At 59.3% G+C, this 14,118-nt stretch carries 6 protein-coding genes; 4 read left to right on the top strand and 2 right to left on the bottom strand.

Going from position 1 to position 14,118, the window contains the following annotated elements:
• Positions 1-88: 88 nt before the first annotated feature.
• Together INF32_RS01600 and INF32_RS01605 are read right to left on the bottom strand one after the other, a co-directional pair.
• Complete coding sequence (locus INF32_RS01600; RefSeq protein WP_226386667.1) at positions 89-1,363, bottom strand: glycoside hydrolase family 88/105 protein; 1,275 nt, start codon at positions 1,361-1,363, stop codon at positions 89-91.
• A 295-nt stretch (positions 1,364-1,658) separates the two neighbouring features.
• A complete protein-coding gene (locus tag INF32_RS01605) occupies positions 1,659-4,745 on the bottom strand; it encodes a chondroitinase family polysaccharide lyase (protein WP_226386668.1) in 3,087 nt (1,028 codons plus the stop codon).
• A 311-nt stretch (positions 4,746-5,056) separates the two neighbouring features.
• Between INF32_RS01605 and INF32_RS01610 the strand changes: the two genes are divergently transcribed.
• The 4 genes from INF32_RS01610 to INF32_RS01625 are packed head-to-tail and all read left to right on the top strand — an operon-like array spanning position 5,057 to position 14,114.
• Positions 5,057-7,036: a hypothetical protein gene (locus INF32_RS01610; RefSeq protein WP_226386669.1), complete on the top strand. Its 1,980-nt coding sequence runs from the start codon at positions 5,057-5,059 to the stop codon at positions 7,034-7,036.
• 34 nt (positions 7,037-7,070) lie between these two features.
• Positions 7,071-10,316 carry a SusC/RagA family TonB-linked outer membrane protein gene (locus INF32_RS01615; protein WP_226386670.1) on the top strand — a complete coding sequence of 1,082 codons (3,246 nt, stop codon included), beginning with the start codon at positions 7,071-7,073 and terminating at the stop codon, positions 10,314-10,316.
• Positions 10,317-10,336: 20 nt separating this feature from the next.
• Entirely contained in the window at positions 10,337-11,989 is a 1,653-nt protein-coding gene (locus tag INF32_RS01620) for a RagB/SusD family nutrient uptake outer membrane protein (protein ID WP_226386671.1), read from the top strand.
• Positions 11,990-12,014: 25 nt separating this feature from the next.
• Positions 12,015-14,114: a polysaccharide lyase family 8 super-sandwich domain-containing protein gene (locus tag INF32_RS01625; protein ID WP_226386672.1), complete on the top strand. Its 2,100-nt coding sequence runs from the start codon at positions 12,015-12,017 to the stop codon at positions 14,112-14,114.
• Positions 14,115-14,118 lie beyond the last annotated feature (4 nt).

Below are 14,118 nucleotides of genomic sequence, written 5' to 3' on the forward strand. Positions count from 1 at the left end.
TCCCCGGCAGTGATCGCTGCCGGGGATTTTCAGTCGGGTTATGATTCGGGCCGGAAAATTCGCATCCCTTTCCGGGCGGTTCGGACGGTTATTTCGAACGGTTTTTCAACTTTTCGTATTCGAGGCTGGCCATGATGAAAGGACCGATGGCTTTCCCTTCGTTGTTGACGCGGGTCACGTCCTTTCCGCAGAGGTAATAGCTGGCCGTACCGTCGCGGTGGGGATCGCGGGCGGGACCGAGGCCGGCCGAACGGCAGGAACTCTCGACGTTGATCGTGCCGTCCGGATTGCGGGTGATGAAGGTTTTCAGCACGCCTTTATAAGCCTTCTCGGCCGTGGAAAGGTATTCGGAACCCAGGACGCCGATCCGGACGCCTTTCAGGTAGGCGTAGGCGAACATGCCCGAGGCGGAGGATTCGAGGTAGTTGGGCAGGCCGCATTCGCCCTTGAAGGTGTCGTCGTAGCGGAGCAGCTGGTACCATACGCCGCTCTTTCTGTCCTGCCAGCGGCGCAGGCCCCTGGCGACCTGTTCGGTGATTCCGACCAGTTTCCGATAGTCGGGATGGTTTTTTGGCATGACCTCCAGTACATCCACCAGTGCTGCGAAATACCAACCCATGCCCCGGCCCCAGAACTCCTGCGAGCACCCTTTGAACGGAGCCTCTCTTTTTGCCCAGAACGAGTTGGGGTCGGAAGGATCGGCCGACCAGCCGTGGTAGTTCAGCCCGTACTCGGGATCGTAGGTCCGTTCGTTGACCACGATGAACTGGCGGGCGATGTCACTCCACGACTCCATGTCGTCCGGTGCGAAATTCTTCTGCCATTCGGCGTAGAAGGCGGCGCCCATGTAGAGGCCGTCGAGCCACATTTGGTTGGGGTATATGTCCTTGTGGAAAAAGCATCCTTCGGCTGCGGGCAGCTGGATGCGGGAGTAGTCGTTTTTGAGGTAGTCGCGCAGGAAATCGGCCGCTTTCCTGTAACGGGCCGCGTGGTTCGTGCCGTTTTTCCGGTCGAGGCGGCTCTCGTGGCGGTAGAGCTCGAAGAGGACCTTGCCGGCGTTGATGTTGTCGATGTTGCCTTTCCGGAAGTTCTTGAACGTGCCGTCCTCGTTGATCGCGTCATCGGCGTAGGCTTTGGCCAGGTCGTAGTATTCCTGTGTCCACGGTGCGTCGCCGTACTGTTCGCACATCATCAGCATGGACTTGGCCACCAGGCCGTTCACGTAATCCCACGGTTTGCCGTGTGTCCACTCCCTGCCCTGCGAACGGGCCATCCGGCGGGAGTAGGGTTCGTCGCTTTTCGGCACGGCCAGTGCGGTGGAGCCCAGCAGCAGGGCCGCTGCCCAAATGGAAATCTTCTTCATCTTTTTTATCGTCTTTTCAGGGTTTGTCGCATGTGCCGGTCCGCCTTTACGGCGGGGCTTCGGGTTCAAATATACGATTTTCTTCCGAAACGGGAAAAATCGGAATACATAATACCCTCCGGGTATCCTGTGCGTCCGGGTGAGAGAGGAGGCCGCGGAAGTCCGATTGCGGGGAGAAGGTGCCGCTTCCGGAGGAAGAATGTCCCTGCGGTCAAGGGATTCCGTTCGCCGTGAAAACAAAACATCCTCCGGAGATGCGGGAGCCGGAGGATGTTTTCGGTTCGGCGGGACGGTTTTACCGTTTGCGTTCGAGACGTACCTCGAACGATGCTCCGTCATGACAGGAGAATTCGAGGACGGTGGTTTTCCCGTCGGACGAAACCACCCGGCACTCGGGTGATCCCGCGGCATTCCATTCTCCTTCGAGGGTGACGCGGACGGGAATCGTGCCGCTGGGATTGTCGATCCACGAACGGGAGTAGACGCTGCGTTCGATGCGTTTGCCCTCCTTATCGTATTTTTCGTCGGCCGGACCCCGGTAGAGGGCCAGGTCGGGATTGCAGACGGTCAGCACGGCCTCTTTCCCGCTTATTTCCCGCAACATGACCAGCGAGGCGGTGTCCACGCTGCGGACGATTCCTCCGGGCAGGGTACCGGCCGTTTCGAACAGGACATAAGATGTGGTGCGGGTCGGCAGGTCGCGGACGATATGGGCCCTGCGGTCGTGTTGCAGGACCTCGTAGGCCGGTTTGCGGGCAAAGGCCTGCAACGCTTCGGACGAAGTCCGGGGCAGGATCGCGTATTCGTAGGAGGCGCCCCGCGGGGCTTTGCCGTGGTCGATTGTCAGCGACACCCAGTCGCCGCGTGTCTCCTTTCCGGTTTTCTCGCCCAGCGAAAGCTGGGGAAAGCGGCGGTCGAACTTCAGACGGTTGCCCGGTTTGTCCGGGATGAAATAGCCCGTACCCAGGTGGTCGAGCCAGGCTTCCCCTTCCGGACGGTATGTCTGCCAGTAGGCGCGGGCGGCGGAATCGGGTGCGGTGAGCTGGAATACCGTGGTCTCCGTATCGTACTCCCCGTTCGTGTTTTCGATGTCGGAACCGAGGCAGACGATACGTCCGTCGAAAAAGTGGAAGGATTTTCGGGCGCGGTGCGAACCGTTGTATTTGTCGTGCTCGTGGAGTTTCATGCCGAATGCTCCGTTGCGTCCCTCCTGCGAAATGCCTCCGGCGAAGGCTTCGTCGGAGAGAAGCATCTCCTCGTTGCCCGAGTAGGCATCCACGTTGTAGATGCGGGCCCGCAGCCGTTCTACGGGCAGGTGGATGGCGGTGGTGCCGGGAATACGTCCCCAGTCGAAGCCCTCCTCCTGCCAGCCGCTCGTGGCGGGCGTCACTTCGGCTCCGGGGGCTGCGGTGAGTATCTGGAGGGAACCGTGGGCCAGATAGCGGCCGTAGAAGTTGTCGGCGGCATAGTGCTCCGAAGCCCACAGATAGCGGGAGTGGCCGCGGGCCACGGCCGACCAGTTGTCGCGGCGTTGTACGGATACGCACCCGTAGACCATGGCGATATTGCCCTGCGGGTCTTCTTCGGGACGGAATCCCTTCCCGAGCAGGAACTGCTGCATCCGCTTTTCACGTCCTTTGGGAACGTAAGGCATGTATTCCGGATTGTCCCTGCTCTCTCCCGGGGCGACCAGGCGCAGAAAAGCGGCGGCCATCTCCGGATCGTATTCCTGTCGGCCGTCGGGTGTGCCGGCCAGCGCCATCGTGGCGTATTGCAGCGGGCTGAGCTTGCCTTTCCCGTTGGGATGGCGGCCCGACATGGAGAGGGGAAAATAGCGCGTGTTGCAGTAGAAGCGCATGGTGAGCAGCACGTGTTTCACGGTGGAATGGCCCGATTCCGAAACGGCGAAATCGGTGTCGTGGAGCAGGTAGATCATGTTCGTGGCTCCTTCGAGGCCGCCCACGGCGTAGGCCGGATAGTTGTTGCGGTGATGGAATGCGCCGCCGTCCGTCTTGAAGGCTCCGGCCAGTCCGGGAGCGGGTTGGCAGCCGTTGTCGATCCAACGGCTGAACGAACGGAGGTACCGCACCTTTTCGGGGGAGTCTTCCATCAGCAGGATACTGGCGATGCGTCCCGTGGTGACGGTGTTGAAGGAGTCCATGTCCATGCCGGCCATCGTGGGGGCGGGATAGACCTCGTTGGTGGTGGCGTACCAGAGCATGGCCCGCGAGGCGTCGTCCAGGCGGCCCGTGCTGCGGAGCACCTCCTTCATCAGAAAATAGGAGGTGTAGAATCCCCGGAAACTGTATCCGTAGTGGGTGAAATTGCCCCAGCAGCTGCCGTAGGCGACCCCCTGGTCGGTGATGTGGTCGTACATGGCGAGGAACATCTCCCGCAACTGCTTCCGGTGCTCCTCCTTCACGGCGTTGTTATAGGCCACGGCGATGCGGTTCATCAGATCGAAGTAGGCCCTGACTTCCATGCCGTTGCGTTCCATGATCCGTTTCCAGTCGGGAATCAGCCGTTCGTAGGCCTCCTGTGCCCGGCCGAAAAAGATGGGCAGGCCGCTTACGCGTCCCCGGCTGTCGTACCGGATACCGTATTTTTCGTAGGCGGCGCGCAGGGTGTTCACCGTCTTGTCGGAAGGTTTGCCGGGATTGAGGATCACTCCCCGGAAACGGCGCTCGATTTCGGCGATCTGTTCCTTTTGGCGGGGGGTGACGGTCTCCTCCAGCGGCAGGTCGGGCCGCATGCGGGAGCGTTTGAGCACCACCAGCCAGTGGTTGTCGCAGGCGGCATTGACGAAGGGCACCTGCAGGTCGGCCGTCTGGTGGCGGGGATCGGTCTTTACGGCCGGAATCAGGTGGTCGATCCATAGGCGGCCGGAGGTTCCCGGGGCCACGATACGGATTTCGTCCATCCCCTTTTCGGGGGTGCCCCGCATGTCGCGTTCGAAACAGACCCATGCCGCCCGCCAGCCCTTGAATCCGGTCCACATCGAGAACCAGGAGCATCTGCGTCCGTCCCGGAGGAACTCGAAGCGGACAGAATCGTTTACGGGCCGTTCGTTGTAGACCCAGACGACGAATGTGGAGAGGTACAGGTCGCGGTCTCCGCGGATGCGGGGCTCGAAGCCTACGTCGCGGCGCAGGGTGAGCGTTCCCCCGGGCCGGAAACTCCAGCACAGGGACTGCGTCCCGTCCTTGTAGTGGGTGCCGGAAACGGAGATTTCGGAATTTTCCGCCGACAGGAAGGTCGGTACCGTCTTCTCTTCGAACGATAGCAGCCGTTCGTGCCGGACGATCTGGGCGGCCAGGGGGCCGGCGGTCAGTGCGGAAAGCAGCAGCAGGATACCCTGCCGGAAGGAAACTTTGCTGAACATAGTCGTGTCAGGTTAGATGGATTTTCGATGTACGAAGAACGGTATTTTTCCGTTTACCGTGTGGCGAAAATCGTACGGAATTGCTCATTTTTCATCCCGCAGGCGGTCGAAGGGACTTTTCCCGGCGCTGTTTTTCCGTGTTTTGCAGGAGGTTCCGAACCCTTTCAGAACGCTGTGTGGCGGGTGTCCGGAAAAATATGGACGATTTTACACATTCGAAGGACTAAAGGAACACCTCTATGTTTTCCGGACTTTCTACTTTAGCCATACGATTAAAATGTCGCACATGAACCTTAAACTTTTACTTGCTTATGAAAACCTTTGCTAATCTGCTGATCGGCCTGTTTTCGGTAGCGGTCGCCGCGTTCCTTTTCACGGGGTGCGATGACGACGACACGTCGGGAAACCGGTTGACGGAACTGACCTATTCCGACGGCGAAGTGGCATTGGGCCAGGCATACGTCTCTGCCCGGCCTTCGGTCTATGCCGTCGGTACGCCCTCTTTCGACCTTGTGCGTGTGAAGCACAACGGGACGGTGCTGAACGACCAGACGCTGATGACGATCGACGCCTCGACCGGCGTGATTACGGCCGTTGCCGTGGACGATCCGGAAGGGATCGGCGAATATCTGGCCTCGGTGCGCGTGACCGATAATGGAGGGAGCACCCTGTACGACGATGCTTTCCGGCTGGTGGTGAAGGGCATCCTTTTCGGCGACACCAAAGTCTCACGCGGAGAGGAGAGGACCTTCCCGGTGGAGGGTGCCTATTTCGTCCAGGAAAAGGGGACTGTTTTCTCGCTGGTGCTGCCGGAAGGGAAGACGGCCGAGGACTACAAGGGGATTTCGATCGACCCGGAAAACTGCGCTCTCGTCGTGGACGGGACGGCCGAGGCCGGTTTGTATCCCATTTCTGTGGGTGTGAAAAACCAGACCAATCCCGAGGGGACGGTCTTTTCCGATCTGGCCACGCTGATCGTGGAGAGCGAACCCTACGAGCTGGCATACGATCCCGCCCGGGTGACGCTGGTAACCAGCGAGGGGCACGTTTCCGCCGCGCCGACCGTGCGGGCCGCTTCGGAGACCGACGGGGAGACGGTGACCTATGCCCTGGCCAATAATTTCGACGGTCAGTTCAGTATCGATGCCGCGACGGGGGTCATTTCCCTTCCCGAGGAAAATGCGCTGCCGGGCGAGTACAAAAGCTACAAACTTTCGGTGGACGTGACTAACAGTCTCGGTACCGTCACCTTTACCGATGTATACGAAGTGATCCTCGATCCCGACAAGCCGATCGACCCGATCACGGGAGTAAGCTATCCGGATGCCTTCCCGGTGGAACTGGGACCGGGTGAGGCGTGGACCTCGGGCCGTCCCACGGTGACGGGAGCCGCGATCGGAGTACGCTATGCGCTGGTGGGCGCTCCGGAGGGCGTGACGATCGACGAGAGAACGGGCGTCATCTCGATGGCTGCCGGACACCGCATGCCTTTCGCTGAGGATAACAAGCTGACTGTGAGCGTGAAGAACTCGGGTATGGACGAAGGTTTCGAGGCGCAGGTGGGTGATTTCTTCGTGAACCCCGTGCTGTGGGCCGTGGAGCTGGGGACGAACTCCTCTTCCGATGCCACGACGAACAGCGGTATCCTCAACATGGACCGTTACTCCTTCTCGGGACAGATTCAGAGCAACCAGGGTAAGCCGGAGACAAAACCGACCACAATCCAGGTGAAAAACGCATTCGGCAAGGCGGCCAACCCGACGGTCAACGGAATTGTCGGCGTGGATTTCGTCGGGGTGAATACGGGCAATACGTGGCCCGGCAACACGAACCAGAACAACGACTGGCTGGTTTCTTCCGAATTCCTGATTCCCGCGACTTCGTTCCATCCTGCCGTTCAGTTCAACTTCCTGAACCAGTACGGTACGGATGCGCAGAATATTCTGGAACTTTATATCGTGGAGATCAATGCCTCGAACGTGTATGTCAAGGGCGAGGAGGCCCAGGACGACCGGGGCATGGATGCCGTGCCGTCCGATCTGCCGTGGGTGGCACTGGCTACGACCGACAAAAACGATGGGGAAATTCCTGCCAAGATCGACTATAACCTGGTGAGCGGCGGTGGTAGTTTGCAAACATTCGCACCGGCTCCCCGTTCGTTCGACGTATCGGCCTATAAAGGGAAGACCGTGCGGATCGCATTCCGTTTCTGGAATCCTGCGGCGACCAACAACAACAGCCGGACCTACCGCATCGAATCGCTCCGCGTGGAGGACCGGATGACCGAATAACCCAAGAACCTTATAAACTTTCACATCAACCGTTATGAAACGAATCGTAAAAAACATAGGCGTTACGCTGGTCGCGCTGCTGGGAGCGACGGTGCTCCGGGCACAGACGGTTCCTGTGGCCGGAACGGTCTACAACGAGGAGAACCAGCCGATGGCCGGCGTGACCGTCATCATCCAGAAGACGAACAAGGGTGTCGTGTCGGACGCCAAGGGTCAGTTCAGGATCGAGGCGCAGAAGGGACAGCACGTCGAGTTCTCTTTCATCGGATACAAGAACCGCGTGATGGAGGTCAAGGACCGCATGACGGGGCTCTCCGTGAAGCTGGAGCCCGACGTGAACAAGATCGACGAGGTGCTGGTGACCGTGGGGTACGGCCAGGTGGCCAAAAAAGACCTTTCGGGGGCCGTGGCGACGGTGCAGCTCTCCGATCTGGAGAAAACCATGTCGGCCAACCTTTCGGACGCGTTGGCGGGCCGGATGTCCGGCGTGCAGGTGACCAGTTCCGAAGGCGGGCCGGGTGCCGGGGTGGACATCACGATCCGGGGCGGCAACTCGCTTACGGGCAGCAATGCCCCGCTCTGGGTGATCGACGGATTTCCGGTGGACGATCCGAACACCTTCTCGATCGACTCGAAGGACATCGAGCAGATGCAGGTGCTCAAGGATGCCTCCGCCACGGCGATCTACGGGGCCCGGGGCGCCAACGGTGTCATCATCATCGAAACGAAGAAGGGTGCTTCCGGCAACAAGGTGAACGTGGAGTACAACGGCTCGTTCTCGATCAGCAGTCTGCCCAAATCGCGCCAGATAGAGATGGTGCAGGGGCTCGACTTCCTGCGGCTGTCGAGGGCCATTGCGGCCCAGAACTCGAGCGACGGTTCGACGACGAACTTCGACGACCGGTATCTGGTGAACGACCTCTATAAAAGGGTGTCTCCGGGCGGAGAGTACATGCTCGACGGGAGCGGCAACAGGATTCCGCTCACCTATGCCAACGCGGCCGACTGGGAGAAGCTGACCATCGAGGACTATGCGAACTATCCCTCCTACATGCACAACTGGCAGGACGAGGCTTTCGAAACGGCCTACACGCATTCGCACCGGGTGGCCGTCAACGGAGGAAACGACCAGACCCGGTACAGCGTTTCGATGAACGCGTTTCTGCAGGACGGTATTCTGCTCAAGACGGGGATCGACAAGTACAACATCCGGGCGAGCCTCGACCAGAAACTCAGCAAAAAGATCAAGTTCACCGCGCTGGTCAACTACAACGCCACGCGCCGCCACGGGCTCCAGAGCTCCGAGGGCGCACGGAACTCGGTGATCCGCGACATCCTGCAATACCAGCCGGTCAATCCGATCAAGTACGGCGACCTGGGATCGGGCGACGTGCCCACGGACGTGGATTCGGACGAGAACAACCTGACCTATCCCCCGATCCGCAACATCAACAACGCCTACCGGGAGACCTATATCGACCAGCTGACCTTCAACGGTTCGCTCAATTATCAGATAATTAAAAACTTGCGCTTTATGGCCCGGGGCGGCTACACCCACTATACTGTGCTGGCCGACGTGTTCAACAATGCCAACAGCCGCTACGGCCATCCGATCCTTTCGGCCAACGGGATCAACGCTTCGAAAGCCAATACCGTGCGCGACACGTGGTTCAACGAGTACACGCTGACGTATAACAAGAAATGGGGCAAGAACCGCTTCGACGCCATGGGAGGATACACGATGGAAGGATACAAGAACCGCTATATCTTCAACCAGTGGATCAAGTTCCCGACCGACATTCTCGGCATGAACGACATGAGCCAGGGAACGCCCGTTCCGCCCCAGAATTCGCTGGAGGAGTGGTTTTCGATGTCGTTCCTCGGACGGATCAACTATGTCTACGACGACAAGTATATCCTGACCGCCTCGTTCCGTGCCGACGGCTCGAGCAAATTCCTCGGAGACAACCGCTTCGGATATTTCCCTTCGGGGGCCGTGGCATGGCGCATGTCGCAGGAGCCGTGGCTGAGGGACGTGGCGTGGTTGTCGAATCTGAAACTGCGCGGCTCGTGGGGTATGACCGGTAACAATCGGATCGGCGCGTCGAGCGTGTACGGTGCACTGAGCAGCAGCAATGCTACGGGGTATCCTTTCGACAACGACTATGTGACGGGATACCTGCCCTCGCGGGTGGCCAATCCCCTGCTGAAATGGGAGACGACCCGTCAGACCGACGTAGGTGTGGATTTCGCCGTACTGAACAACCGGATCAGCCTGACGGTGGACTGGTATCACAAGGTTACCAAAGACTTGCTGCTGAACACCGACCTGCCCAATTCGTCGGGGTACAGCAAGGCGCAGAAGAATGTGGGATCGGTGCAGAACACCGGCTGGGAGTTCTCGCTCAACACCACCAATATCGACCGGAAGCACTTTACCTGGACCTCGTCGTTCAACATCTCCTTCAACCGGAACAAGGTGTTGGCGCTGAACAGCGGCCAGCGTTACATGCTGACCAATCCGAACTGGTACCACCAGTACACGCAGGACCAGTATATCGCCGAGATCGGCATGCCTGCCTCGATGATGTACGGGTATGTGTTCGACGGTATCTATCAGACGAGCGATTTCTATTACGTGGACGGGAAGTATATCGTCAAAGAGGGGCTTCCCTCGCTCGTGGGTGCGTCGGCTCCGATGCCGGGCAGCATCAAGTACAGGGACCTGGACGGTGACGGCACGATCGATGCCAACGACATGACGGTCATCGGCGATCCCAATCCGAAACATTACGGAGGTTTCACCAACAATTTCCGCCTCTACAATTTCGACCTGTCCGTCTTTTTCACCTGGTCGTACGGCAACGACATCCTGAATGCCAACGACGTCTATTTCACGACATTCGAGAATTACCGCAACAACTATCTGGCCAAGTCGCTGAACTATTGGAGCCCGACCAATCCTTCGAACAGCATGTCGGCGCCGAAGTCCTTCGACAAGTGGGTCTCCTCGCGTTCGGTGGAGGACGGTTCCTACCTGCGGCTGAGCAACGTGACGCTGGGATATAACCTCGACGCGCGGAAGGTGAAGTTCCTCAAGAAACTCGGATTGACCGCGATCCGCGTCTATGCGGCCGCCGACAACCTGTTCGTGATTACAGACTATTCCGGTTACGATCCGGAAGTGAACACGAACTCCTCGGCACTGACCCGCGGACTCGATTACTGTTCCTATCCTCGGGCACGGACCTTCACTTTCGGACTCGACCTCAAATTCTGACCTTTAATATGAAACCGGAGATGAAAAAATACATGATAGTGGCTGCGATGGCCGGATTGCTCGGCACGGCGGCCTGCAACAAACTGGAGATCGCTCCCAAGGACGAAATCAACGACCGGGAGATGGCCTACAAGAACGATGTGATCCGCAACCAGATACTGACGGGTATCTATTCCCTGCTCTACAACGATGCAACATGGGGCAACATGATTCCTATCCGGCTGGAGGCTGCCACCGACGTGCAGATTACACGCATGTCGACCAGCGGGTCGCCCGAAAACAATTCGCACACCTCGCAGAGCGACCTGGTCGAGGAGAACTGGCGGGTGCTCTACCAGGGAATCAACGCAGCCAACGAATTTCTCTACTACTCCGACCTGTACGTTCCTGACGGGGAGAATAAGACGCAGAGTATGGGCGAAGCCCGTTTCCTGCGTGCCTATTTCTATTTCACGCTGGTGAGGCTGTACGGCGACGTGCCTTTCCGGACGCAGCCCACGTTCGACGTGGTCAATACGGATATCGCCCGCACTTCGGCGGTGGAGGTCTACGATTTCATCGTGAAGGAGCTGGAGAAGGCGCAGGGAGAATTGGGCGATCCTCTTGAGGTCTCTTACGGACGGGTTTCGAAGACCGCCGCCCAGACGGCGCTGGCGGACGTCTATCTGAATCTGGCGGGCGAACTGATGAAGAACCGGCTTCCGGCCGACTCCACCTCGGAGTTGATGCACCGGCGGGCCGCCTACTGGTGCGAACAGGTGCTGGCCAATCCGGCCCACGACATTGCGGCGACCGAGTATTCCACCGTTTTCCTCAACCAGGTGCGCAGCGTCACGAACGTAGCCGAACAGGTTTGGGAACTGCAACCCAAGTATATGATCGAGGAGGGGTATCGCTGTGACTCGCGGCTGGGTAAGTACAACGGCATGGGCAATGCGGTGGACGGAGTGTACAATGCGCGCGCGGCCATTTATGCCGGCATTCCGCTGCGGAACCTCTACGGCAAGCTGTCGGCCGACGATCTGGAGAACGACGACCGTTATGACTGGAACTGTCCGTGGACAAGGATCGGTGCCGGATCGAAACTCGGGTCCCCGGTCTATGTGGAGATCGACAAACAGCACCGGAATATCTACCGGCTTTTCCCCGGCAAGTGGCGGACGATTTTCGCCAACACGGTGGCCGAGTCGAGCGATATCAATTACAGCGGCGCCCGGCTGTCGATTTACCGGATCGCGGACGTGCACCTGATGTATGCCGAGGCGCTCAACGCCGGCAGTGACGACCAGGCCGGTGCGATCGCCCAGATCAATAAGGTGAGGGCACGTGCCCATGCGTCGGCGATCCCGGACAGTCCGATGCCTTCCAAAGAGGAGGTGTTCGGTCTGATCGTGGACGAGCGGGCCCGGGAACTCTGCTACGAGGGTAAACGCCGGTTCGATCTGATCCGTTGGGGTCTTTACGAGACGAAGGTGCGCGAGGCGGCCAAGACCTACGAGAATCCCCAGCCCAATGCCTCGTGGGTGACGACGGCCATGCTCGCCGGATTCGTCAATTTCAATGCGGCCCGCCATGAAATCCTGCCGATTCCGCAGAGCGAGATCAGCCGGAATGCCCTGATTCCGCAGAGCGAACAGAACGAGGGTTGGGGCGGAAACCGGAAATGGAAATAGGGGTCGGACATAGAAGAATTTGCGTATGAAGAAGTTATGTATGGCGGCAGCGGCGGCTGTCCTGGCTCTGCTCCCTTCCTTCGGGACGGAAGTCCGTGCGGAGACTGTCTCGGCCGGGATTTCCGCTCCCGCTCCGAAGCCCAACAAGGGGGAGATGCGGACGATCAAAAAACGCATGCACCGTTCGTTTCTGCCCGGCAAGCCTTCGGACGCCGTGGTGGCGGAACTGATGAAGGAGATCGGTACGGACGGCTCTTTCTCCGATGTGGACTACTCCTCGGAGGAGTTCAACTCGGGCGGCGAGAAACGGAAGCATCTGGCCAATCTTGCAAAACTGGCCCGGGCCTATGAGACGCCGGGCGGAACGTATTACAAGAACCGTGATCTCTACAATGCCATTGCCTCGGCTTTGGCCTACTGGGTGGAGAACAATTACGAAGACCCGAACTGGTGGCACCGTATCATCGGTTTCCCGAAGGACATGATGGTGACGGTGGTGCTGCTGAACGACGACATGAAACGGTACGACAAGGAGCTCTACCGGAAGTGTACGGATTATCTGCTCTACTCCTGGTCGGTGCCCAAACAGCGGGCGCAGGAGGGTGCCAACGGGACGGATATATGCAAGTTCACGTTCGCCGCGGCCGTGATTACAGAGAACGAAACCCTGCTGCGCGAGGTGATCGAAAAGGTCAATTCACTGGTCAAAATCGCAGCCGGGGACCGGGAGGAGGGTATCCAGCCCGATTACTCCTTCGCCCAGCACAACGGCAGCGGCCGTCAGCTCTATCTGGGTACCTACGGGCGGGAGTATATCGACGGAGTGCTCTATTTCATGGAGTTCGTGGCGGGTACCTCGTTCGAACTGGCTCCCGAGAAGGTGGCTCTGTTCGAGGAGTTCTTTCTGGAAGGTGTCGCATGGGGCTGGTATAAGAACGAAATGGACCTCAACCAGTGCGGACGGGGTTTGCTCCGGGACAATACCGGACCTTCGTTCGTGGTGCTGACCCAGCGTTTGGCGGCACTCGGCACTCCCCGCAAGGAGGCGCTGGAAGGCGTAATCGCCATGATGAAGGGGAGCCGGGAACTCAACGGGAATAAAATGTACTGGAGAATGGACTACATGGTGCACCGGCCGAAGGGAGCCATGGTCGTATCGCGCATGACCTCGACCCGGACGGTGGGCAACGAGGCCGGAAACGGAGAGGGTCTGGACAACTATCACACGGGCGACGGGGCCAACTATGTCAAGGTGCACGGAAACGAATATACGCCGATTCTGGCGGGGTGGAACTGGAAACGGATTCCCGGTACCACCGTGATCGAGGATACGCGCAAGATGCCCGCGCCTATGTGGGGCGAGGGCGGTGCCGGGGGCAGCGATTTCGCCGGGGGTGTCTCCGACGGACGGAACGGTGTGTGCGGATTCATTTACGCGAAAGACAGTCTGGAAGCCCGCAAGGGCTGGTTCTATTTCGACGACTACTATGTGGCGCTCGGGGCCGGAATCAATTCGCAGAGAGGAGACGCGCCTGCGAAAACGACTGTCAACCAGACCCTGCTGGCAGGCAAGGTGGCGCTGGCGGATGCGTCGGGTGCGGCATCCGATCTGGCGGGGGCCGGGAACACGTCGCCTTTCAGCCGTCTGTGGCATAACGATGTAGGGTATCGTTTCGAAGCGGGCAGTGTCCCGGCGGCCGAGATCTACAAGAGCGGCAAGCGGGACGTACTCTGTATTTCGTTCGACCACGGAACGGGACGGCAGGGCGGTTCGTATGCCTATGCGGTCTATCCGGCCGTGAGCCGCGGAGATTTTTTCGGGCGTACGGGGGAGGACTACCGTGTTCTCGCCAATACGCCGCAGGTGCAGGCCGTTCAGGATGTGAGGACGGGCCGGACGATGGCCGTGTTCTATGAGGCCGGGAGTGTGCAGGCCGACGGGTTGGGCGCCCTTTCGGCCGACAAGCCCTGTTTTCTGATCGCGGAGGGGAATGGCGGTGCCGTGAAGGTGACGGTAGCCGATCCGTACGGAGAGAAACGGACGCAGGAGTCGGTCTCCGTGACGGTGGGGGGAAAGAGTACGGCGGTGCCGTTCAGGAACGGCGGAAGTTCCGCGCAGTTGTAAGCGG

This window comes from Gallalistipes aquisgranensis (genome assembly GCF_014982715.1).
GTDB lineage: Bacteria > Bacteroidota > Bacteroidia > Bacteroidales > Rikenellaceae > Gallalistipes > Gallalistipes aquisgranensis.